The sequence below is a fragment of the Halorubrum lipolyticum DSM 21995 genome (assembly GCF_000337375.1).
GTDB classification, from domain to species: Archaea; Halobacteriota; Halobacteria; order Halobacteriales; family Haloferacaceae; genus Halorubrum; species Halorubrum lipolyticum.
Window position 1 is genome coordinate 21,875 of sequence record NZ_AOJG01000001.1, and the last position, 20,144, is coordinate 42,018.

The following is a 20,144-nucleotide window of genomic DNA, read 5'->3' on the forward strand; positions in this document are numbered from 1 at the left end:
AGAGTTATCTCGAAGGGGCCGAGTCCGGCCGTCGGGGATCGCGGCCGGCACGCACACTCAAGTTCCCGCCGCGAGACGTGCCGCCATGGACACCGAGCGCTTCCTGTTCGTCTCCGCGGACGCCGCGCTGATCACCGACCTCGCGTGGCAAGTCCACCGCGAGGGCCACGACGTGAAGTACTACATCGAGGCCGAGAGCGACCGGGAGATCGGCGACGGCTTCGTCCCGAAGACCGACGACTGGCGCGCGGAGGTCGACTGGGCCGACGTCATCATTTTCGACGACATCTGGGTCGGGTCGGACATCGGGACCGGGGCGCTCGCGCAGGAGCTCCGCGAGGAGGGGAAGGCCGTCGTCGGTGGCACGCCGAACACCGATCACCTCGAAGAGGATCGGGGATACGCGATGGAGATCCTCGAAGAGCACGGCGTCAACACCGTCGAACACCACATCTTCCACGACTTCGACGCCGGCATCCGGCACGTGCGGGAGAACCCCGCCCCGTACGTCATCAAGCCGCTCGGGGAAGTTCAGAACGTCAAGCGCCTGCTGTACGTCGGGAACGAGGACGACGGCAGCGACGTTGTAGAGGTCCTTCGCGCCTACAAGAAGGCCTGGGGACACCGGATGAAGGGGTTCCAACTCCAGCGGAAAGTCGAGGGCGTCGAGATCGCCATCTGCGGGTTCTTCAACGGCAACGAGTTCATCGATCAGGTCAATTTCAACTTCGAGCACAAGAAATTATTCCCGGGAAACATCGGTCCGCAGACCGGCGAGATGGGGACGTCGATGTTCTGGGCCAGGCAGAACAAACTGTTCACAGAGACGTTCGGGAAGCTCGAAGACTGGCTCGCCGACGAGGGGTACGTCGGGAGCATCGACATCAACTGCATCGTGAACGAGACCGGGATCTACCCGTTGGAGTTCACGCCGCGGTTCGGGTACCCGACGATCGCGTTGCAGGAGGAGTCCATCGAGTCGTCGACCGGGGAGTTCTTCTCCGACCTCGCACACGGCAACGACCCCGAGGTCGAGGTGCACAACGGCTACCAGATCGGCGTTCGAGTCGTCCTACCGCCGTTCCCGTTCGACGACGAGAAGACGTACGACGAGAACTCGCGGAACGCGGCCGTGGTCTTCGAGACGGAGAGCCGCGAGGGAATCCACCTCGAAGACGCGAAGAACATTGACGGCCAGTGGCGGGCCGCCGGCGACAACGGGATGCCCATCGTCGTGACCGGCAAAGGCGACACGATGCACGCCGCACGTGAGCAGGCGTACGACCGGATCGACGACATCGTGATGCCCAACATGTACTACCGCGACGACATCGGCGAGCGGTGGGTCGACGGCGACGGCGACCGACTGCAGGCGTGGGGCTACCTCGGACCCTGATCGATAGCGGGAGTATGTGTCTCAATTCGGTTGGGTTGGTGTTTATCAGTGATCGAGTGGTGTCGCTGTCGGCTGTTTATAAGTGATTAGTGACTTTGCGGTGAACACCTCCAAAGCCCCAGTCGGCGCGACGCGCCGGCGACCTCGTGCGGGCTGCTCGCGCCCGATGGGCGCTCGCAGGCGCACGCCACCGCATCGTTCTTTATGAACGATCGTCGCGATCGCTCATGTGTTTTTAAATACGCTCTTGCCACCATCAATCTGCGATACTCATTCTCAAAGTCGATCACGCCATCTAGAGAAACTGTGACACGAGCGATACCGATCGAACTCCCGTTCGGCGCGCGCCCTCCACGACCTTTTAACGGTCGGGGTCCACTACTCGCGGTATGGCGAAGTACTCGACGGGCGGTGGCGGCGGCGGCGACGACGGCGACGCCTGCGAGCTCTGCGGGCGCGAGACCACGGACCTCCAGCGGGCCACGGTCGCCGGGGCGAAGCTCCTCGTCTGCTCGGACTGTCGTCCCCACGACGACGCCGGCAACGCGCCCAGCGGTCACGGCGGTCGCGGCGGGAGTCAGGGCGGCAGCCCCGGCGGCGCCGGCGCCGACTCGACCGAGACCGAACCGGAAAGCCGGAAGAAGGAACTCGCCCGCAAGCAGGCGAAGATGTACGACTCCGCGACCGGCGACTCAAAGCACTGGGAGGAGGGCGGCACGAACTACGAGTCCGACCGGCTCCCGTACCTCGTCTCCGGCTACGGCGACGACGTGGCGGCGGCTCGGCAGGACGCCGGGCTCACCGTCGAGGAGCTCGCGGCGGAGCTCGATCTCGACGAGGACGACCTGTTCGCGGTCGAGGACGGCCGGGCCGCGACCGCCAACGTGGGCGGCTCCGTCGTCCGCGCGCTCGAAGAGCGGCTCGGCGTCGAGATCGTCGACGAGTGAGCGCGTGAGACGATGAAGGCGATCAAGGACAGCGTCCACGGCCACGTCCGGCTCGGCGACCTCGCGGCCGAGCTGGTCGACACGCCCGCCTTCCAGCGGCTGCGCCACATCAAACAGCTGTCCACCGTCCGACTGGTGTATCCCTCCGCGAACCACACCCGCTTCGAGCACTCGCTCGGCGTCTACCACCTCGCGCGCGGCGCGATAGACGGGCTGGGTCTCGACGACGACACCGCCGCCCACGTCCGCGCCGCAGCGCTCCTCCACGACGTGGGACACGGCCCTTACGGTCACCAGACCGAGGGGATCATCCGGCGCGCGACGGGCCGCGACCACGACGACATCGCGTGGCTCCTGACCGACGCCGACCGCGAGGCCTGTCGGGTCCTCGAACGCAACGGGCTCGACCCGGAGCGCGTCGCCTCGCTGATCGCGGGCGAGGGCGGCCTCGGCGCCCTCGTGTCGGGCGAGCTCGACGTGGACCGGATGGACTACCTCGTGCGCGACGCCCACCACACCGGCGTCCCGTACGGCACGGTCGACACGGGCCGGCTCGTCAACGAGCTCCGGCTCGCCGGGAACGGAGCGAGCGACTCCGGTTCGGCCGACCCCGAGGACGCCGCGCTGGTGCTCGCGGAGGGGAACGTCCCGACCGCCGAGAGCCTGCTCGTCGCCCGGTCGCTGATGAACGCCGTCGTCTACCGCCACCACGTCTCGCGGGTCGCCGGCGCGATGCTGGAGCGCGCCTGCGAGCGCTACCTCGACCGGACCGACACCGACGTGACCGCGTTCCGCCGGATGGCCGACCACGACCTCCTCGTCGCGCTCCGCGAGGAGGTCCCCGCGCTCGGCGAGCGCATCGAGCGCCGCGACCTCTACAAGCGGGCGGTGTGGGTCGGGTTGGCGGACGTGCCGGCGGGCACCGTCGACGCCGGCCACGCCGAGGAGCGCGCGGCCGAACGCGAGATCGCCGAGGCGGTCGGAATCGACCGCGAGGCGGTCGTCGTCGACGTTCCCTCCCGCCCGGGTTTAAAAGAGTCCGGCTCGACCGTCGTCGTCGACGGCGTCCCCCAGCGGCTGGAGGACGCCTCCGAGCTGGTGGCGGGGCTGCGAAGCGCCGAGCGCCGCCGCTGGACGCTCGGCGTCTACTGCCCGGCCGAGCACGTCGACGCGGTCGGCGAGGCGGCGCGCGACGTGCTCGGGCTCCGCGGCGTCGGCGCGCGGACGTAGCGGCTCAGTCGTCTCGCACTCGGTCGCTCACTCGTCTTTCGGCGCCGGCACCGCGAACACCGGGCGGTCGGTCCCCAGAATCACGTCCTGGGTCACGCTCCCGAAGACGGCCTTCCCGGTCGGGCGCCGCTTTCGACCGGAGACGCAGATCGCGTCCGCGTCGACGTCGGTCGCGGCCGCGAGCAGCTCGTCGGCGGGGTCGCCGCTCGCCTCGTAGTGGACGCAGTCGATCCCGGCGTCTTCGAGCGTCTCGCGTGCGCGCCGCACCGCCGAGATCTGGTGGACAGAGGCGCCCTCGGGGTTCTCTTGAAACACGTGACACAGGTGGGCCGTCACCGAGCCGTCCGTCGCCGGCAGGTCCGCGATCGCCTCCGCCTGCGCGACCGCCCGTCGGTCGTCCGCGTTGTCGATCCCGATGAGTACGTCGTACATGGGTAACCGTTCGAGTACTGGACGTATAAATCGTGCCGGCCGTCTCAGCGTCCGGAAACGCGCCGTATTTCGGGTGAGACGGGCCGTCTTCGGCGACGCACGCCGTTTTTATCCCGTGCCGCCGAACGTCGGCGCATGATCACGGTCAAGGACACCGTCCACGACCACATCGAGATCGACGGTGTCGCCGCGGATCTGGTCGACACCCCCGCAGTCCAGCGGCTCAGACACGTCAAACAGCTCGGCACGGTCCAGCTCGTCTACCCCTCCGCGAACCACACCCGATTCGAGCACTCGCTCGGCGTCTACCACCTCGCCAGCCGGGCGCTCGACCACCTCGGGATCGAGGGGAAACGCGCGGACCGGATCGAGGCGGCGGCCATGCTCCACGACGTGGGGCACGGCCCCTTCAGCCACAATCTAGAGTCGCTCACGCACCGCCGCACGGGGAAGTACCACGACGACGTGGACGAGCTGCTCGCGACCGGCGCGGTGGGCGAGACCCTCCGCGACCACGACCTCGCGCCCGAGAAGATCGCCGGGCTCGTCGCCGGTGAGGGCCCGTACGGCGGGCTGGTCTCGGGCGAGCTCGACGTGGACCGGATGGACTACCTCGTGCGCGACGCCTACCACACCGGCGTGCCGTACGGCACCATCGACACCGAGCGGTTCGTCCGGGAGCTGACCTTCGTCGACGACGGCACGGGCGGCGACGCGCTCGTGCTGGACGAGGGGAACGTCCAGACGGCCGAGAGCCTCCTGCTGGCGCGCGCGCTGATGAACCCGGTCGTCTACACCCACCACGTCGCGCGCATCTCGAAGGCGATGTTGCGCCGGGCCGCGAGCGACCTGCTCGACGCGACGGCGACCACCGCGGCCGATCTCCGCCGGATGGACGACCACGACTTCCTCGCCGCGGTCCGGCGCTGCCCGGAGACGGCCGAGCTCTCCCGCCGCTACGACGAGCGCGACCTCTACAAGCTGGCGGTGTGGGCCGAGTACGACGACGTGCCGGAGCGGGTTCACGAGGCCGACCACGACGCCGAGACCGAACTGGAGCGCGAGATCGCCGAGGAGGCCGGCGTCGCCCGCCAGCACGTGATCCTCGACGTGCCTCCGGAGCCGTCGATGCGCGAGTCGACCGCCCGCGTCACCGTCAACGGCGAGGTGCGCCGGCTCGAGCGCCAGTCGCCGCTCGTCTCCGCGCTCCGGACCGCCCAGCGCAACCAGTGGCGCCTCGGCGTCTACGCCCCCCGTCCCGCGACCGACCGCGTCGGGCGCGCCGCCGCGGACGTGCTCGACCTCGACCCCGACGGGCTCGTCGCGGAGGTGCGCGGCGCGATGCCGACGACGCTCGACGAGTTCCGGGACGGAGCGTGATCGGGAGTCGCGGGAGCGTGATCGGCCGGATCGAGCCCCTGTCGTGACCTTTTACTCCCGCGCCGGCGACCGCCGAGTATGAACCTTGAAGGGACCGTTCTGACCGGTCCGGAGTTCGAGCCGGTCGAAGGACGAGTCGTCGTCGACGACGGGGAGATCGCCCGGATCGAGGAGGAGCCGGTCGACAGCGACGACGTGATCCTCCCGGCGTTCGTCAACGCCCACACGCACATCGGCGACTCGATCGCCAAGGAGGCCGGCGAGGGGCTCTCGCTCGACGAGCTGGTCGCGCCGCCGGACGGGCTCAAACACCGGCTCCTGCGCGAGGCGAGCCGCGAGGCGAAGGTCGCCGCGATGGCGCGCACCCTGCGGTACATGGAGTCGACCGGGACCGGCACGTTCCTCGAGTTCCGCGAGGGGGGCGTCGAGGGCGTCGGCGCGCTCCGGGACGCGGTCGCGGGCGAGCGGGTCGACTTCGGCGAGCGCGCGATCGAGCCGGTCGTCTTCGGCCGCGACGACCCCGACGTGCTCTCGGTCGCGGACGGGTACGGCGCGTCCGGCGCCCGCGACGCCGACTTCGACGCGGTGCGCTCGGAGACCCGCGAGGCCGGCAAGCTGTTCGGGATCCACGCCGGCGAGCGCGACGCCGACGACATCAACGCCGCGATGGACCTGGACCCCGACTTCCTCGTCCACATGGTCCACGCCGAGGGGATCCACCTCCAACGGCTCGCCGACCGCGGCACCCCAGTGGTCGTCTGCCCGCGCTCGAACCTCGTGACGAACGTCGGCGTGCCGCCGATCCGCGACCTCGCCGAGCGGACGACGGTCGCGCTCGGCACCGACAACGTCATGCTCGACTCACCCTCGATGTTCCGCGAGATGGAGTTCGCCGCGAAGCTCTCCGACCTCCCGGCCGAGGAGATCCTCCGGATGGCGACGGCGAACGGCGCGGCGATCGCGGGGCTGAACCGCGGCGTGATCGAGCCCGGCGCGGACGCCGACCTGCTGGTCCTCGACGGCGACTCGGACAACCTCGCCGGCGCGCACGACCTCGTCCGCGCGATCGTCAGGCGCGCGGGCGCGGCCGACGTGTCTCGGGTCGTGATCGGCGGCGACGCGATCGGCGCGTCCGACGACTGAGGTCGGCGGGGGGGCCAGAGGCCGGCAATCGGGGGGAGACTGAGACCGACAGCCGGTCGAGAGACTGAAGCCGATCGCGGCCGTCCGATCGGTCGATGGTCACGCTCTCGCTGCTGTCCGGCCTCGTGCTCGGCCCCGTCGTCGGACTGCTCGCGACGCTCGCGATGGACCGCGTGATGCCCCGGCTCTCGGAGGGGACGACGGCTCCCCGGGTCGCCGCGGGCGTACTCACCGACATGCCGGTCGGCCGGGCGCCGGAACGGCTGGCGACGTGGGTCCACTACGTCGCCGGCGGCGGCGCCGGGCTCCTGTTCGTGGGGCTCGTCGCGGCGGTGCAGGCGGCGCTCGGCGTCGGGACCGCCGTCGCGCTGGTGGTCGCGGCCCCCGCGATGGTCGCGCTGATGGTCGGCTTCTTCGCGCTCGTTCCGTTGCCGCGCGCGAGGGGGCTTCCCCGCCAGCGGCTCTCACGGATCCGACGCGATTGGGCGGTCTGCGCCGCGACGTACGTCGCCGCCGCGACCCCGCTCGTCGCGGTCGCGGGCGCGGTCTGACCCCGGCGGCCGACCGGGAGAGAAACGGTTTAGTCGCTGGCTCCGCCCCGTCAGAGCATGCACGCGATCACTCGATCCGGCTGGATCGAGGTCATTTCGGGGTCGATGTTCTCGGGGAAGACGGAGGAGTTGCTCCGGCGGCTCCGGCGCTCGGAGATCGCCGGCCAGTCCGTTGCGGTGTACAAGCCGGCCGTCGACGACCGCTACGGCGAGACGACGATCGGGAGCCACAACGGCCGGCAGTGGGAGGCGACCGTCGTCGACAACGAGGGCGACGGGCCGCTCGCGATCCTCGACGACGAGCCGTACCCGGAGGTCGTCGCGGTCGACGAGGCGAACTTCTTCTCGGACGCGCTGGTGGAGGTGTGTAACGCGTTGGCCGACAACGGCGCCCGCGTGATCGTCTCCGGCACGGACCAGACGTTCCGCGGTGAGCCGTTCGAGCCCCTCCCGGAGCTGATGGCGACCGCCGAGTACGTCGACAAGCTGCAGGCGATCTGCTCGCAGTGCGGCGAGCCCGCCTCCCGGAACCAGCGGCTCATCGAGGGCGAACCGGCCCACGTCGACGACCCGACCATCCTCGTCGGCGCGGAGGAGTCCTACGAGGCGCGGTGTCGCGACTGCCACGTGTTGCGGACCGGCGAGCGCTCGGAGGCCGATCGGGCGTACCTGACCGAGAGCTGACGGGTCTCTCTCCCTCGTACGCGGCCGTCACCCGTTTCCTACGGCTCGTTCGTCGCGTCGCGGTAGGCCCAGAGATGGCCGTATCCGTCCGGGAGGGTGACCGATCGATACGTTCGCAGGAGGACGCGGCCGTCGGCGAGCGCGATCCGCTCGTCGTCGACGGGCCGTCGCGCGTCGACGATCGCGTCGATCCGGTCGACGAACGACGCGGGGTCCGCGAACAGCTCGCTCATCTCGACGGCGAACCGCGCGCAGTCGCGACCCGTCGCCGCGGACGGGTCCCCGTCGAGACCGAGGAGGTCGTACAGGTACCGGTTGACGCGGAGGACTCGCCTGTCCGCGTCCTCGGCGAGCACTCCGACCGGGAGCGCGTCGAGAACCGTCGACAGGACGGCGTTCGTCCGTTCGAGCTCCCGTTTCCGGTTCGTCCGCTCGGTGACGTCCTCGAACTGCGAGAAGACGCGGATCACCTCACCGTCGCCGTCGGTCACCACCTGGTTGTGCCACGCGCAGCGGATCCGCTCGCCGTCCGCGCACACGTTCTCGTTGACGCTCCGGTAGCCGCCCTTGTCCGAGAGGAGCTGCCGTTCGACCTCCGCGACGTGGCGGTGGAGCTCCTCTGGGACGAATCGACCCCAGGTCTCGCCGACCAGCTCCGACTCCGAGTAGCCGAGGATCGCCTCGGCGGCCGGGTTCACCCGGACGATCCGGAACCCCTCGTCGTACTCGATCGTCCCGAGCGGCGACTGCTCGATGAACCGCGAGAGCCGCTCTTGGCTCGCGGCCAGCGCCGCCCGCGAGCGCGCCTGATCGACCGCGTTCCGGACCCGGTTCGCGAGCACCGTGTACTGGTCGGTCCCGGAGCGCTTCTGGATGTAGTCGGTGACGCCCGCGGAGATGGCCTCGCTGGCGATCTCCTCGCTCCCCTTCCCGGTAAACAGGACGAACGGCACCTCCGGGTCGCGCTCGCGGACGCGTTCGAGAAAGCTCAGCCCGTCGGTGCCGGGCATCTCGTAGTCGCTGACGACGCAGTCGATCGGCTCGCTCTCGACGGTCTCGACCGCGGCGTCCACGTCCGTCTCCGACCGGACCTCGAACGCGTCGTCCATCCCTTCGAGGTACGTCGCCACCAGATCGAGGAACGCCGGCTCGTCGTCGACGTGCAGCACTCGGACGACCGGTTCGCGCTTCCCGTGCGGAGGAAGGGCCGGATCCGACATTGCGGGACACTACCACGACACCGTGCAAATACGTTCGGGTGAGTTCCCACTCCCTCTCGCCGCTCCTCGGTCACGTCGCGGCTCGCGGGGCCGTCGCGAGCGCCGCCTACTCGCCGACCGCGTCGATTGCGTCGAGCGCGTCTTCGGCGCCGTCGCCGACCGACTCGTCGTTCTCGGCCGTCGCGACCCGGTACAGGCCGACGAGCGCGGCGAGCACGACGACCGCGCCCTCGGCGCGCGCGGCGACGTACACCCAGTTCCGGGGCTCCGCCTCCCCCGCGTTCCGGTACAGCGCCTCCGTCCACACGCGCACGACCGATCGCGGAGCGAGGGTCTCGATCAGTCCGCCGATCCCGGCGACCAACAGCAGCAGCGCCTTCATACTCCCCCTTCGCGGGGTACGTGCAAAAACGATGCGGCGTTCGCTCACGCCGGCTCGGCGGGAGTTGCCGAGAGCGCTCACGCCGGCTCGGCCGCCGCGAGGTAGCGCCGACAGGTCGCGGCCGCCCACTCCCTGACCGCCGGCGCGTCCGACCACAGCAGCGCCGCGAGCCCTCGCTCGTCGAAGAGCCCGACGACGGCCCGGTCGTCGACGAGGAGCACGCCGATCGGGGAGTCGCCGTCGTGGCGGGACGCCTCGACCCCGCGCTCGGCGAGGACCGACCGGATCACGGCTCCCGACGGCCCGGTAAGCCGGTCCGCCGCCCGCCCGGTGAAGACGAGTCGGACCGTCTCGCCGCCTCCGCTGTCGTCGTCTCCCCCGACGCCCTCCAGCAGCCGTCGCGCGAGGCCGGGATCGGCGCGAGGCACGACCCCGACGACGGTGTCGCCAGCGCCGACGAGCGCGGGGAGCCGGGAGGCCGGATCCGGGTCGCCGCCGCGCTCGGCGAGGCCGGCGTCGTCGAGGAGGGCGTCGCCCCCTTCGACGCCGACCGCCTCCGCGACCAGTTTTCGAAGCACCGCACCGGGCGAGTCGGCGCTACTCACCGGTCCGCTCCGCGGGTCTTCCTCCCGTCAGTCTCGTCGGTCTCGTCCGTCTCGTCCGGGCGAGGCGGGTACGTCTGCCGCCCGCCGCTCGACCGACGCGCGAGCAGCCGAGCGGTCGCGCGGCGGTGGTCGTCGGGACGCTCCTCGGTCGTCTCGTCGTAGTACAACACGGTCAGCCCGAGCCCGGCGCGGAGCAGTTCGTTGGCGGCGAACCGGTAGCGGTCGTCGCTCGGCCCGGAGGGCGTCGCGTCGGCCGACCGGAGGTGCCCCTCGACGAACAGGTAGCCGCCGGGCGCGAGCGACTCGGTCAGGTCGGCGAACCGGTCGAGCGCGTGGAAGAAGCTCATCGTGATCAGCTCGTACGTCTCCGCCGGGAAGCCGTACGTCGAAGCGTCCGCCTGGATCGTCTCGACGCGCTCGGCGACGCCGCGCTCCGCGGCGCGCTCCCGGACGATTGAGAGCCCCTCGCGGGAGGCGTCGAGGGCGTCGACCGCGTAGCCAGCCCCCGCGAGGTAGACGGCGTTTCGGCCGGTGCCGGCGGCCACGTCGAGCGCGCGCCCGTCGGGGATCGCGGGCTCGTACGAGCGCAACACGGCGGACGGCTCGGGGGCGCGGGGGTACTCGCCGGACGCGAAGCGGTCGTCCCAGTCGGTCATGGCGGCGCTTGCGTCGCGGCGAGCGTAAACCCCACGGCGGTGGGGGACACAGCGGGGGTATGGACGAGCGCGGGAGCGGAGACGAAACCGGAAGCGGCGGCGGGATCGGCGGGGGCGACGGGTCGGAGCCGATCGAGGCGACGCTCGGCGCGCTGCTGACCGAGCGCGGGGAGACGCTCGCGACCGCGGAGTCGCTGACCGGCGGGCTGGTCGGGTCGCGCGTGACCGACGTGCCGGGCGCGAGCGCCTACTTCGACCGCGGGTTCGTGACCTACGCCTACGACGCCAAACGCGAGCTGCTCGGGGTGTCCCGCGAGTCGCTCGACGCCGACGGCGCCGTCAGCGCGTCGGTCGCCGAGCAGATGGCGGCGGGCGCGCGCGACCGCGCCGACACGACGTGGGCGGTCGCCGCGACCGGCATCGCGGGACCGGACGGCGGCACGGCGGAGAAGCCGGTGGGACTCGTGTACGTCGGGGTCGCCCACGCCGCGCCGTGGGGGACCGAGGAGTCGTTCGTCCGCACGGAGCGGGTCGTCCTCGACGGCGACCGCGCGGCGGTGAAGCGGAAGGCCGTCGACGCCGCGCTCGAGGCGCTCGTCCGGACGGTCCGCGAGGTCGACGCGGAGGAGTGAGAGACGGGAGCGGTCGGAGATCGAGCGTTCCGCTCAGTCGATGTACGCGTGCCCGACGACCGCAGCGAGCAGCGCGGCGACGACGATCCACGCGAACGGCTCCGCGGCGAGCAACCGGATCGGCCGAGACGCGGACTCGTCGAAGCCGAACAGCGCCCCCGCCGACAGCGCCCCCGCGAACACGAGCGCGGCGACGACGCCGGAAACGCCGAGGATCACGGTGTCGGTCCGGTCCATACGCCGGATCCGCGACGGGCGAATATAAATGGATCTCCGCGACTCTTCGACGCCACGTCGTTCCGTCGGAAGAGCCAGGGCAGGGATTTGAACCCCGGAAGTCTCGATTACAAGTCGAGTGCATGAACCGCCCATGCTCCCCTGGCGCAGGCGGGCGTACTCGGCCCACCTATGAGTGCGTGTCGCTTTCCGCGAAGGTGACGGCGCGGCCGGTGACGGCGCGGTGCCGCGGTCAGCCCCTCCGGTCGTCGTCTCCGTCTTCACCTCCTCGGTCGTCGCCTCCCTCTCCGCCGGCCGCCGCCAGCGACTTCGTCAGCTCCACGCGGTGCGGCTCGTACCCCTGTGCCGCGTAGAACTCGCGGGCGCGGTCGTTGGCCGCGAGCGCCTCCAGCGCGACGGTCTCAGCGCCCGTCTCGCGGAGCGCTCGCTCGGCCCCGTCGAGCAGATCGGCGCCGATTCCCTCGTCGCGGCGCTCGGGGACGACGAACAGGTTGCTCACGACGCCGCGGGTCCGATCGCGCTCGTAGCCGCCGCGATCGAGCGTGAACCCGACGAACCCGATCGGGTCGTCGTCGCCGTCGCGCGCGACGAGGAGCTCGCCGGTGACCACCGAGCGCGCGACCCACTCGCGGACCGCGGCGCGGTTCCCCTCGGCGAGCAGCGCCGACCCGTACGCCCGCTGGCCCTCGGCGAGCGCGACCCACAGGTCGGTCACCGGGTCGACGTCGTCGACGGTGGCGGGCGTGACGCGCACGCGGTCGCTGTCGGCCATTCGTTCGGCCTTCGGCGCGCCGGCCGTTTGAGCCTACCGGCGGGTCGGCGACGGAGCGGGTAGCGGAGAGCCCGAGACCGAACGGGGAGAAAGCGAACGCCGCGGCCTCACACCTCGCGACACTCGGGACAGACCGCCTGTCCGTTCGCGGTCACGAGGTCGGGGACGAGCGCTCCGCAGCTCTCGCAGACGCCCTGCGTCGGCGAGCCGGACGCGTCGGTGGAGGACGCCTCCACGGCGGGGTCGACCCCGCCGTCCGATCCCAGCGTCGCCGCGTCGCCGCGCCGGGGCTCGCCGGTCGCCTCCTCGTCGGGGAGCGGCTCGCGGGCGCCGTTTCCGGTCCGGGGCGCGCCGGCGGCGAGCGCGTCGCCGGCGGTGACGACGCCCACCGCCTCGCCGTTCTCGACGGCGACGACGCGGTCGACCCCCTCCGAGACGAGCCGCTCCTCGACGGCGGCCAGCGCGTCGTCCGGCGCCACCGTCGGGAGCGGCGGACCCATCACCGAGCCGACCGTGAGGCCGCTCTCGCCGTCGGCCGTCGGTCCGTCGCCGGCTCCGACTCCGGCGTCGAGGAGCGCGCCGAGGGCGTCCCGACAGCCCAGTCGACCGACGGGCTCGCCGCCGCGGAGGACGACGAGGCAGTTCGTTCCCTCGTCGACCAACAGCGCCGCCGCGTCGCGCAACGGGTCCGACTCGCTCACGCCGAGGAACTCGCGGTGCATCACGTCGCGAACCGTGGTGTCTGTTCGCATGAGACAGGATTTCGCCGCGAACGATTAAAAGGTGCCTCCGGTATCGTTATACGCATTCCCGGCGTAGGCTGCCGATCGGCCGAGAAACGGCGGGACGTGGCGAGGCGCGCTTTGTCGAACGCGGTCGGGACCGCGCGGACGGCGGCGACGAAAAGGAGGCTTCAAACCCTCCGGCGTCCGAGCGGAGGGCATGACCATTCCCTCGTTCGTGATCGGGATTGCGGGGGGAACCGGCGCGGGGAAGACGACCGTCTCCCGGCTCGTCACCCGCGACCTCGGCGACAGCGTCACCCGCATCCCGCTGGACAACTACTACGAGGACCTCTCGCACCTCGACTTCGAAGAGCGCCAGTCCGTCAACTACGACCACCCCTCAGCGTTCGAGTGGGAACTGCTCAGAGAACACCTCGAAGCCCTGCTGGAGGGGCAGTCCGTCCAGATGCCGCAGTACGACTTCGAGATCCACAACCGGAAAGACGAGCGGATCGAGGTCGAACCCACCGACGTCATCGTGCTCGAAGGGATCTTGGCGCTGTACGACGAGGAGATCAACGACATGATGGACCTCCGGCTGTTCGTCGAGACCGACGCCGACGTGCGGATCCTCCGCCGGATCCGACGGGACGTGATCGAGCGCGGCCGCGACCTGGAGGGCGTCATCGACCAGTACCTCTCGACGGTGAAGCCGATGCACGAGCAGTTCATCGAGCCCTCGAAGAAACACGCCGACGTGATCATCCCGGAGGGCGCCAACAGCGTCGCCGTGAACCTCTTAGAGGAGAAGCTCCGCGCCGAGGTCGAGGGCGACGCCGTCCGGAGCTGGGAGCGCGGCAGCTTGGAGGAGGAGCTCGGGGAGAAGCGCTCGCTCGACATGGACGACGACTGAACGGTCGTCCTCGTACGCAGTCGCTCTCCTCACGATACCGACACAGCTAGCCTGATTCGACGATAATGAGTCCGATCATACCGACCCCCTGGTGTGGGGCACAGACGTACCGAACCTCTTTCGGTTCCGCGAATGTCCGAGAATAAGTAAGGCCATCAGTCGAACTTTCGAAGGAGCCGTCTTCAGCAACAACTTTGTGTACGTTGTCTCCAACCCATTTCCACGAGATGGTTGTGCCGGAGGAAACGCGAATGGCTGGCGGGTCAAACGATAACCCAGCATCTCCAGCGCCAACCTCAATCAGCACTGAACTTTCCCCAGTCCTGTCTTCGATTCCAGAGTAATTGTTCGCGTTCTCGATCCACGATTTCTCGGTCTCTGTTTCGGTGTTCGTGGTGTTGCTCGTGTTTGTACTGGTGTCGTCATCGCTGACGTTATCTCCGCTGTCACCGCCGTCTTCACCGTCTCCACCGTCTTCACGGTCTTCACCGTCTCCACTGTCTTCTGTGGGTTCATCGGAGGGAGTAGTCGACTCCGAGTCGTTCGTTGCGTCGGAGCAACCCGCAAGTGCGAGAGATGCAGTGGTGCCTGTCGTCGCGAGGAACGCGCGCCGTGAATGCGTATCTGCCATTGAGTAGTAGACACGTCTATCTCTACATATAAGACATCTGTGAGATGGCCGTTGAGTCCCTGACCGCGTCGCCGGACTACGTCCGGCTGCAAGCGAGGGACCGACGGTCCCTCTGGCGGCCGGCGCACAGCACCGGCGACCTCGCGCGGTGCCGTTCGGGCCTTCGTCCCGCTCACGGGCACGCGCCGCCATACCGTTCTTTATAAGCGATCACCGCAGTCGCTCGTGTGTATGTATATATAACATTTCGACCGAGTCCGCTCACCGCCGCCGGCTCGCCACCCGCTCTTCCGCGGTCTCCGCGCTGACGACCTCGTAGAGGATCGCTCGCTCGCCGTCCTCCTTGGGTCGGAGCACCCGACCGAGCCGCTGGGTGAACTCCCGCTCGCTGCCCGAGCCGGAGAGCACGACCGCGACGTTCGCGTCGGGCACGTCGACGCCCTCGTCGAGGACGTTGGCGGCGACGACCCGTCCGTAGGTCCCCTCGCGGAAGCGCTCCAGGATTTCGCGACGCTCCTTCGCGCCCGTCTCGGCGGTGATCGCGGGCAGCAGGAACCGCTCGGAGAGGCGGTAGACGAGGTCGGTGTGGGCGGTGAACACGATCACCCGGTCGTCGCGGTGGCGGTCGAGGATCGACTCGAGTCGGTCGACCTTCCGGCGCGCGTTCATCATGATCTCGCGGGCCTCGTTTTTCGCGAGGAGGGCCTCCCGCGCGGCCGGGTCGTTGCCCGAGCGCTTGACGAGCTCCTGGTAATCGCTTCCGCTCGTGAACGTGATCCCCGCGTCCCGGACGTACTCGACGAAGGTGCCCTGCTTCTCGTCGTAGCGCTCGCGTTCGTCCGGCGTCAGCTCGACCTCGATCCGACGGATGTCGTAGGGCGCGAGGTGGTCGCCCGCCAGGTCGTCGACGTCGAGCGCGTACACGCGGTCGCCGATCAGCTCCGCGACGGTCTCATGGGCGCCGTCGGGGCGCTCGAAGGTGGCGGTGAGCCCGAGCCGCGCGGGCGCCGCGAGCAGGCGCGCCACGTCTCGGTACCCCTCGCCGCCGAGGTGGTGGACCTCGTCGAAGACGACGAGCTCGAAGGCGTCGCCGACGCCCTCGGCCTTGAGGTACGCGGAGTCGTACGTCGACACCGTGATCGCCTCCCGGCGCTGCTCGCCGCCGCCGAACCGGCCGATCGGGACGTCGAACTCCGTCTCCAGCTCCCGCTGCCACTGATCGAGGAGGTCGACCGTGGGAACGACGACGAGCGTCGGCACGCCCAGTTCCACCATCGCGCGGATCGCGATCACGGTCTTGCCGGCCCCGGTCGGGAGCTCGAGCACCCCGCGGTCGCCCGCGTCGCGCCACGCGTCGAGCGCCTCGCGCTGGTACTCCCGGAGGTCGTAGTCGGTCGAGAGGCCGCCGTCGAGTCCTCCCTCCGCTCCCGCGCGGTCGCTCGCGTCCAGCACGCGGTCCTCGACGTTCACGCCGGCGACCTCCAGCGCCCGGCGGATCGCGGCGTAGCGGTAGGCCGGCGCACGCCCGGTTCCCGACCGCGGATCGCTCTCGACACCGGGGAGCGGCGGGAGCGACGCGAGCGGATCGGACTCGCCGTCGGCGTCGCCGTCGCCGGTACCGCTCGCGCCGTCGCCGGCACCGCGAGGGACGACTCGGATCGTCCCGTCCTCGTAGGTCAGCCGGACGTCCATCGCCGGACGTTGCCGCCCGATTTATAAATGGGCTCCGCCTCTCGCCGACATGCGCGCGGACGAACTCGACCCCGAGATGGCCGCCGTCGTCGACGAGATCGCGGCGCTCGGTCTCCCGGAGTGGAACGCCCTCTCCGTCGACGCCGCGAGGCGCGTCGAGGACGAGGTGTTCTCCGGCGAGCCCGAACCCCCCGTCGCCGACGTTCGCGACCTCGCGTTCGACGGCCCCCACGGCGAGGTGCCGGTGCGGGTGTACCGACCGGAAGCGGCGGTCGACGCGGCGGGCGATGCCGTCGGCGGCGACGGCAGAGGCGACGCCACCGACGCGGCCGGCGCCCGCATCCTCGTCCACTTCCACGGCGGCGGGTGGACGCTCGGAACCCTCGACTCTATCGACGGCCCGTGCCGGGAGCTCGCGACCCGCGCGGACGCCGTCGTTGTCTCCGTCGACTACCGGCTCGCGCCCGAGCACCCCTTCCCCGTGGCGGTCGACGAGGCGGCCGCGGCCGTCGCGTGGGTCGCGGACAACGCGGCGGCGTTCGGCGGCGACTCCGACCGACTCGGCGTCTCGGGCACCAGCGCGGGCGGAACGCTCGCGCTCGCGGCGAGTCTGTATCAGCGGGAACTCGAGGGCGACCCCGTCGAGATCGGCGGCCAGTTCCTCTGCTACCCGGTCGCGGGCGACGACTTCGAGACCGACTCCTACCGCGAGAACGCCGACGGCCCGCTGCTCACCCGCGCCGACATGCGGTGGTTCTTCGAGCGGTACCTCCGGAGCCCGGTCGACGCGCGCAACCCCTTCGCGGTGCCGCTGCGCGCAGACGACCTCGGCGACCTCCCGCCGGCGACGGTCGTCACCGCGGGCTTCGACCCCCTGAGAGACGACGGCGTGGCGCTCGCGGAGGGGTTCGACCGCGACGGGACCCCGGTCGAGCACCGTCACTATCCCGCGATGGCGCACGGGTTCTGTAGCCTTGCCGACCGCGTCGGCACCGCGGAGGCGGCGCTGTCGGCGGTCGCGGGCGACGTGCGGGAGCGGCTGTAGCGTCCTGCGGGGAGAAGCCTCTCGAGCCGCTGCCGACGACCCCAAGTGTCTCGCCCCTGAACGAGGGGTATGAGCCTCATCGGATCGGCGGTCACGTTCGCGGTCGGTCTGCTCGTCGGCGGGCTGGCCATCTTCATCGCCGCCGCGGTCGTCACCGGCACGCGCGACTACGGCCACGCCGTGTTCACGGCGCTCGTCGGCGCGATCGTCTGGGGGCTCACCGCCTTCTTCCTCTCGTGGGTCCCGCTGATCGGCGACTTCCTCCCGCTTCTCGCGTGGGTCTGGGTCATTCGGGCGCGCTACGGGGCCTCGTGGGTCCACGCGGGGGTCATCGGGTTCATCGCCTGGGCGTCTGCGGTGCTGGTCCTAGCGGTGCTCCCGTTCGCGGGGGTCACCGACGCGGTCGGGGTGCCCTTCGTCCGGTCGCTCGGAGGGGTCTGATCGGTCTCGTCCGGGACGGGGAACGTTTAATCAACGTCTCTGTCGAAGTGGGTGACATGGCTCGAACTCCCGTTCGCGGAGGCCGGTGAGCGTGGCCGGAGCCGTCTTCTGGGCGCTCGTCGTGCTGGCGACGCTCACCAGCCTCGCCACGGCGTGGACGCTCGGCGCGAACAGCAACTCGCCGCCGTTCGCCCCCGCGATCGGTGCCAACGCCATCTCGACGATGCGGGCGGCCTTCCTCATCGGTATCCTCGCCGCGCTCGGGGCGCTCACCCAGGGCGGCGCGATCTCCGAGACCGTCGGAGCGGGGCTCATCGACGGCGTCCAGATAACGTCGCTGGCGGCGACGGCGGGGCTGTTGACCGCGACCGGGTTCATGGCCTTCGGCGTCTACACCGGCTATCCGGTGCCGGCGGCGTTCGCGACGACGGGGGCGATGGTCGGCGTCGGGCTCTCCCTCGGCGGCGACCCGGCCGTCGACACCTACCGCCGGATCGTGCTCTTCTGGCTGCTCGTTCCCCCGGTCTCGGGCGGGCTCGCGTACCTCACCGCCACCGTCCTGCGACGCGACGACATCCCGGAGACGGTCGGCGTCCCGCTGCTCGCGGCGGTCGTCGGCGGCATCATCGCCAACGTCCAACTGGGCATCATCCCCTCGCCGCCCGACGCGGCCCAGAGTTCCGTCGCGGGGTTCATCGCGCGACGGGTCGCGACACCGACGGTCGCCGGTATCGACCCCGTGGCGGTGCTCGTGACGCTGGCAGCCGCCGCGGCGTGGTTCGTCGCCATTCGCCGACGGACGCAGGCGTCGGTCGAGGGGGGGATCCGGACGTTCCTCATCGTCCTCGGGAGCGTCGTCGCCTTCTCCGGCGGCGGCAGTCAGGTCGGGCTGGCGACCGGCCCGCTGGAGAACCTCTACGGGACCGAGCTCGGCCTGCCGAGCATCGTCCTGCTTGCGCTCGGCGCGGTCGGCATCCTCGCCGGCGCGTGGATGGGTGCGCCGAAACTGCTCCAAGCGACCTCCCGCGAGTACGCGCAGCTGGGGGTCAGACGCTCCATCGCCGCGCTGGTCCCCGGGTTCATCATCGCGCAGCTGGCCATCGCGCTCGGGATCCCCATCTCGTTCAACAACATCATCATCTCCGGCGTCATCGGCGGGGGGCTCGCCGGGGGGTCTGCGGGCGTCTCTCGGCGGAAGATCGGGGTCACGCTCGTGTTTTGGCTCATCACGCTCGTCGCCTCGATCGGAATCGGATTCGGGCTCTACCGGGTCTTCGCCGCGGTGCTCGGTGGGTGAGGCGAGACGGGGCGAGTTAAAAAACGACAGATCAGCGGACGACGGTGACGGTCACGGGGGCCTCGCCGACGACGGTCGTCGCCACGGTTCCGAGCAGTCGCCGGGCCAGGTCCCGCCCCTCACCGCCGTGCCCGCCCATCACGACGTGGTCGACGTCGTGGGCGTCGACGTACCCGAGGATGGCCTCGGCCGGGTCGCCGGTCTCGACCGCCGTTTCGATCGGGCGGTCGACCTCGGCCGCCCGCGTCTTCGCTCGTTCGACGACGCGGTCGGCGCGGTCGCGGGCGGCCTCGAGACGCTCCTCGCCGGGCTCGAGCAGGCCTCCTTCGCTCATCGCCGCGTCGATCGGAGTCACGACGTTCAGCACGGTGATCCGACAGTCGAAGAGCTCGAGCGCCCGTGTGAGCGCCTCGTCCGCTAGGGGCGATCCGTCGAGCGGGACGAGGACGTGCGATGGCGCCATACGCCGTGTTGAACCCCCACACACAAATCGACAGTGATCATCGACCGCGGACGGCGACGGGAGGGCGGGTCGGCGACGGTATGGGGACGAGGCGACGACGGGGCGGCGGGGCGGCGACGGGAGGGCGGGGCGGCGAGCGGTCGACACTCGGAGCGATACCGGTCTCCGGATTCACTTCACTCCGAGACGGTCGTCTTCACGATGCTCACGGGCGCGGTCGACTGCCGCGAGACGCGCTCGGTGACGGAGCCGAGCATCCGGCGGTAATCCCCGGACCGGGTCTTCGAGCCCATCACCGTCAGGTCGATGTCCTCGTCGTCGATGTAGCTGAGGATCGCCTCGTGGGGGACGCCGTACACCAACTCGGTCACCGCGTCGACGCCGGCGTCCGCGGCGTGCGAGCTCACCTCCTCGAGCGCCTCGCGGCCGCGCTCCTCCAGCGTCTCCGAGGCGCCCTCCGCGCCGTCGACGAACTCGTCGCCGGAGTACGCGTTGACCACGTCGCTGTCGACGACGTACAGCACGTGGAGGGTCGCGCCGTAGCGCTCGGCGGCGTCGATCGCGTGGTCGATCGCGCGGTCGACGCCCTCGCTGCCGTCCGTGGGGAGCAGTATCCGGTCGTACATACGCGAGGGTTCGTCCCGTCACCGAATAAATCGGTCGCCGTTTC

The 20,144-nt window shown here is 70.5% G+C and carries 24 protein-coding genes and 1 tRNA gene; 12 read left to right on the forward strand and 13 right to left on the reverse strand.

Annotated elements, in window-relative coordinates; all coding sequences use genetic code 11:
- Positions 1-85 precede the first annotated feature (85 nt).
- The 3 genes from C469_RS00110 to C469_RS00120 all read left to right on the forward strand — a co-directional run bounded on the left by C469_RS00110 (position 86) and on the right by C469_RS00120 (position 3,573).
- Positions 86-1,396 carry a phosphoribosylamine--glycine ligase gene (locus C469_RS00110; RefSeq protein ID WP_008002710.1) on the forward strand — a complete coding sequence of 437 codons (1,311 nt, stop codon included), beginning with the start codon at positions 86-88 and terminating at the stop codon, positions 1,394-1,396.
- A 389-nt stretch (positions 1,397-1,785) separates the two neighbouring features.
- Positions 1,786-2,343 (forward strand): helix-turn-helix domain-containing protein, encoded by a 558-nt coding sequence (locus C469_RS00115; RefSeq protein ID WP_008002711.1) that lies wholly within the window; start codon positions 1,786-1,788, stop codon positions 2,341-2,343.
- Between the two features lie 12 nt (positions 2,344-2,355).
- The gene (locus C469_RS00120) at positions 2,356-3,573 is read left to right on the forward strand and encodes an HD domain-containing protein (protein WP_008002712.1); all 1,218 of its coding nucleotides are present in this window, start codon (positions 2,356-2,358) and stop codon (positions 3,571-3,573) included.
- Positions 3,574-3,600: 27 nt separating this feature from the next.
- Here the strand turns inward: C469_RS00120 and C469_RS00125 are convergent, their stop codons facing one another.
- Positions 3,601-4,005, reverse strand: coding sequence for a universal stress protein (locus tag C469_RS00125; RefSeq protein ID WP_008002713.1), 405 nt, complete (start codon positions 4,003-4,005; stop codon positions 3,601-3,603).
- 135 nt (positions 4,006-4,140) lie between these two features.
- On the opposite strand from C469_RS00125, the gene C469_RS00130 reads away from it, so the two are divergent.
- From C469_RS00130 to C469_RS00145, 4 genes are all read left to right on the forward strand, one after another.
- Positions 4,141-5,385: an HD domain-containing protein gene (locus C469_RS00130; protein WP_008002714.1), complete on the forward strand. Its 1,245-nt coding sequence runs from the start codon at positions 4,141-4,143 to the stop codon at positions 5,383-5,385.
- A 78-nt stretch (positions 5,386-5,463) separates the two neighbouring features.
- Positions 5,464-6,528: an amidohydrolase family protein gene (locus C469_RS00135; RefSeq protein WP_008002715.1), complete on the forward strand. Its 1,065-nt coding sequence runs from the start codon at positions 5,464-5,466 to the stop codon at positions 6,526-6,528.
- Positions 6,529-6,623: 95 nt separating this feature from the next.
- Complete coding sequence (locus tag C469_RS00140) at positions 6,624-7,079, forward strand: hypothetical protein (RefSeq protein ID WP_008002716.1); 456 nt, start codon at positions 6,624-6,626, stop codon at positions 7,077-7,079.
- A gap of 57 nt (positions 7,080-7,136) precedes the next feature.
- Positions 7,137-7,763, forward strand: a complete 627-nt coding sequence (locus tag C469_RS00145; RefSeq protein ID WP_008002718.1) for a thymidine kinase — start codon at positions 7,137-7,139, stop codon at positions 7,761-7,763.
- A 38-nt stretch (positions 7,764-7,801) separates the two neighbouring features.
- Here C469_RS00145 and C469_RS00150 read toward each other — a convergent pair whose 3' ends face one another.
- The 4 genes from C469_RS00150 to C469_RS00165 form a co-directional block, all read right to left on the reverse strand.
- Positions 7,802-8,983, reverse strand: a complete 1,182-nt coding sequence (locus C469_RS00150; RefSeq protein ID WP_008002720.1) for a PAS domain-containing response regulator — start codon at positions 8,981-8,983, stop codon at positions 7,802-7,804.
- 106 nt (positions 8,984-9,089) lie between these two features.
- Positions 9,090-9,365, reverse strand: a complete 276-nt coding sequence (locus tag C469_RS00155; protein ID WP_008002722.1) for a hypothetical protein — start codon at positions 9,363-9,365, stop codon at positions 9,090-9,092.
- Between the two features lie 77 nt (positions 9,366-9,442).
- Positions 9,443-9,970, reverse strand: coding sequence for a transcriptional regulator FilR1 domain-containing protein (locus tag C469_RS00160; RefSeq protein ID WP_049910845.1), 528 nt, complete (start codon positions 9,968-9,970; stop codon positions 9,443-9,445).
- A complete protein-coding gene (locus C469_RS00165) occupies positions 9,967-10,626 on the reverse strand; it encodes a class I SAM-dependent methyltransferase (protein ID WP_008002725.1) in 660 nt (219 codons plus the stop codon). Before C469_RS00165 ends, C469_RS00160 begins: the two co-directional genes overlap by 4 nt.
- 59 nt (positions 10,627-10,685) lie before the next feature.
- On the opposite strand from C469_RS00165, the gene C469_RS00170 reads away from it, so the two are divergent.
- Positions 10,686-11,258 carry a CinA family protein gene (locus tag C469_RS00170; RefSeq protein WP_008002727.1) on the forward strand — a complete coding sequence of 191 codons (573 nt, stop codon included), beginning with the start codon at positions 10,686-10,688 and terminating at the stop codon, positions 11,256-11,258.
- A gap of 33 nt (positions 11,259-11,291) precedes the next feature.
- Here C469_RS00170 and C469_RS00175 read toward each other — a convergent pair whose 3' ends face one another.
- The 4 genes from C469_RS00175 to C469_RS00190 all read right to left on the reverse strand — a co-directional run bounded on the left by C469_RS00175 (position 11,292) and on the right by C469_RS00190 (position 13,019).
- On the reverse strand, positions 11,292-11,495 hold the full coding sequence (locus C469_RS00175) for a hypothetical protein (RefSeq protein ID WP_008002730.1): 204 nt from the start codon (positions 11,493-11,495) through the stop codon (positions 11,292-11,294).
- Between the two features lie 72 nt (positions 11,496-11,567).
- Positions 11,568-11,641: transfer RNA gene (locus tag C469_RS00180), tRNA-Thr, on the reverse strand.
- A gap of 86 nt (positions 11,642-11,727) precedes the next feature.
- The gene (locus C469_RS00185; RefSeq protein ID WP_008002732.1) at positions 11,728-12,267 is read right to left on the reverse strand and encodes a GNAT family N-acetyltransferase; all 540 of its coding nucleotides are present in this window, start codon (positions 12,265-12,267) and stop codon (positions 11,728-11,730) included.
- Between the two features lie 107 nt (positions 12,268-12,374).
- On the reverse strand, positions 12,375-13,019 hold the full coding sequence (locus C469_RS00190) for a CBS domain-containing protein (protein ID WP_008002734.1): 645 nt from the start codon (positions 13,017-13,019) through the stop codon (positions 12,375-12,377).
- Positions 13,020-13,209: 190 nt separating this feature from the next.
- On the opposite strand from C469_RS00190, the gene udk reads away from it, so the two are divergent.
- The gene (udk, locus tag C469_RS00195; protein WP_008002736.1) at positions 13,210-13,905 is read left to right on the forward strand and encodes a uridine kinase; all 696 of its coding nucleotides are present in this window, start codon (positions 13,210-13,212) and stop codon (positions 13,903-13,905) included.
- 46 nt (positions 13,906-13,951) lie between these two features.
- On the opposite strand, the gene C469_RS16125 is transcribed toward udk, so the two are convergent.
- Together C469_RS16125 and C469_RS00200 are read right to left on the reverse strand one after the other, a co-directional pair.
- On the reverse strand, positions 13,952-14,536 hold the full coding sequence (locus C469_RS16125; RefSeq protein WP_008002738.1) for a halocyanin domain-containing protein: 585 nt from the start codon (positions 14,534-14,536) through the stop codon (positions 13,952-13,954).
- A gap of 261 nt (positions 14,537-14,797) precedes the next feature.
- The gene (locus C469_RS00200) at positions 14,798-16,228 is read right to left on the reverse strand and encodes a DEAD/DEAH box helicase family protein (protein WP_008002740.1); all 1,431 of its coding nucleotides are present in this window, start codon (positions 16,226-16,228) and stop codon (positions 14,798-14,800) included.
- A gap of 49 nt (positions 16,229-16,277) precedes the next feature.
- On the opposite strand from C469_RS00200, the gene C469_RS00205 reads away from it, so the two are divergent.
- The 3 genes from C469_RS00205 (at position 16,278) to C469_RS00215 (ending at position 19,011) form a co-directional block, all read left to right on the forward strand.
- Positions 16,278-17,273, forward strand: coding sequence for an alpha/beta hydrolase (locus C469_RS00205; protein ID WP_008002742.1), 996 nt, complete (start codon positions 16,278-16,280; stop codon positions 17,271-17,273).
- Between the two features lie 69 nt (positions 17,274-17,342).
- A complete protein-coding gene (locus C469_RS00210) occupies positions 17,343-17,714 on the forward strand; it encodes a hypothetical protein (RefSeq protein ID WP_008002744.1) in 372 nt (123 codons plus the stop codon).
- Between the two features lie 91 nt (positions 17,715-17,805).
- Positions 17,806-19,011, forward strand: a complete 1,206-nt coding sequence (locus tag C469_RS00215) for an inorganic phosphate transporter (protein ID WP_049910866.1) — start codon at positions 17,806-17,808, stop codon at positions 19,009-19,011.
- A gap of 31 nt (positions 19,012-19,042) precedes the next feature.
- Here the strand turns inward: C469_RS00215 and C469_RS00220 are convergent, their stop codons facing one another.
- Positions 19,043-19,474: a universal stress protein gene (locus C469_RS00220; protein WP_008002747.1), complete on the reverse strand. Its 432-nt coding sequence runs from the start codon at positions 19,472-19,474 to the stop codon at positions 19,043-19,045.
- Between the two features lie 176 nt (positions 19,475-19,650).
- Entirely contained in the window at positions 19,651-20,100 is a 450-nt protein-coding gene (locus C469_RS00225; protein WP_008002750.1) for a universal stress protein, read from the reverse strand.
- Positions 20,101-20,144 lie beyond the last annotated feature (44 nt).

Coding starts and splice junctions, on each gene's coding strand:
- C469_RS00110 (WP_008002710.1), top strand. CDS start 86: ATGGACACCGAGCGCTTCCTGTTCGTCTCCGCGGACGCCGCGCTGATC.
- C469_RS00115 (WP_008002711.1), top strand. CDS start 1,786: ATGGCGAAGTACTCGACGGGCGGTGGCGGCGGCGGCGACGACGGCGAC.
- C469_RS00120 (WP_008002712.1), top strand. CDS start 2,356: ATGAAGGCGATCAAGGACAGCGTCCACGGCCACGTCCGGCTCGGCGAC.
- C469_RS00125 (WP_008002713.1), bottom strand. CDS start 4,005: ATGTACGACGTACTCATCGGGATCGACAACGCGGACGACCGACGGGCG.
- C469_RS00130 (WP_008002714.1), top strand. CDS start 4,141: ATGATCACGGTCAAGGACACCGTCCACGACCACATCGAGATCGACGGT.
- C469_RS00135 (WP_008002715.1), top strand. CDS start 5,464: ATGAACCTTGAAGGGACCGTTCTGACCGGTCCGGAGTTCGAGCCGGTC.
- C469_RS00140 (WP_008002716.1), top strand. CDS start 6,624: ATGGTCACGCTCTCGCTGCTGTCCGGCCTCGTGCTCGGCCCCGTCGTC.
- C469_RS00145 (WP_008002718.1), top strand. CDS start 7,137: ATGCACGCGATCACTCGATCCGGCTGGATCGAGGTCATTTCGGGGTCG.
- C469_RS00150 (WP_008002720.1), bottom strand. CDS start 8,983: ATGTCGGATCCGGCCCTTCCTCCGCACGGGAAGCGCGAACCGGTCGTC.
- C469_RS00155 (WP_008002722.1), bottom strand. CDS start 9,365: ATGAAGGCGCTGCTGCTGTTGGTCGCCGGGATCGGCGGACTGATCGAG.
- C469_RS00165 (WP_008002725.1), bottom strand. CDS start 10,626: ATGACCGACTGGGACGACCGCTTCGCGTCCGGCGAGTACCCCCGCGCC.
- C469_RS00170 (WP_008002727.1), top strand. CDS start 10,686: ATGGACGAGCGCGGGAGCGGAGACGAAACCGGAAGCGGCGGCGGGATC.
- C469_RS00175 (WP_008002730.1), bottom strand. CDS start 11,495: ATGGACCGGACCGACACCGTGATCCTCGGCGTTTCCGGCGTCGTCGCC.
- C469_RS00185 (WP_008002732.1), bottom strand. CDS start 12,267: ATGGCCGACAGCGACCGCGTGCGCGTCACGCCCGCCACCGTCGACGAC.
- C469_RS00190 (WP_008002734.1), bottom strand. CDS start 13,019: ATGCGAACAGACACCACGGTTCGCGACGTGATGCACCGCGAGTTCCTC.
- udk (WP_008002736.1), top strand. CDS start 13,210: ATGACCATTCCCTCGTTCGTGATCGGGATTGCGGGGGGAACCGGCGCG.
- C469_RS16125 (WP_008002738.1), bottom strand. CDS start 14,536: ATGGCAGATACGCATTCACGGCGCGCGTTCCTCGCGACGACAGGCACC.
- C469_RS00200 (WP_008002740.1), bottom strand. CDS start 16,228: ATGGACGTCCGGCTGACCTACGAGGACGGGACGATCCGAGTCGTCCCT.
- C469_RS00205 (WP_008002742.1), top strand. CDS start 16,278: ATGCGCGCGGACGAACTCGACCCCGAGATGGCCGCCGTCGTCGACGAG.
- C469_RS00210 (WP_008002744.1), top strand. CDS start 17,343: ATGAGCCTCATCGGATCGGCGGTCACGTTCGCGGTCGGTCTGCTCGTC.
- C469_RS00220 (WP_008002747.1), bottom strand. CDS start 19,474: ATGGCGCCATCGCACGTCCTCGTCCCGCTCGACGGATCGCCCCTAGCG.
- C469_RS00225 (WP_008002750.1), bottom strand. CDS start 20,100: ATGTACGACCGGATACTGCTCCCCACGGACGGCAGCGAGGGCGTCGAC.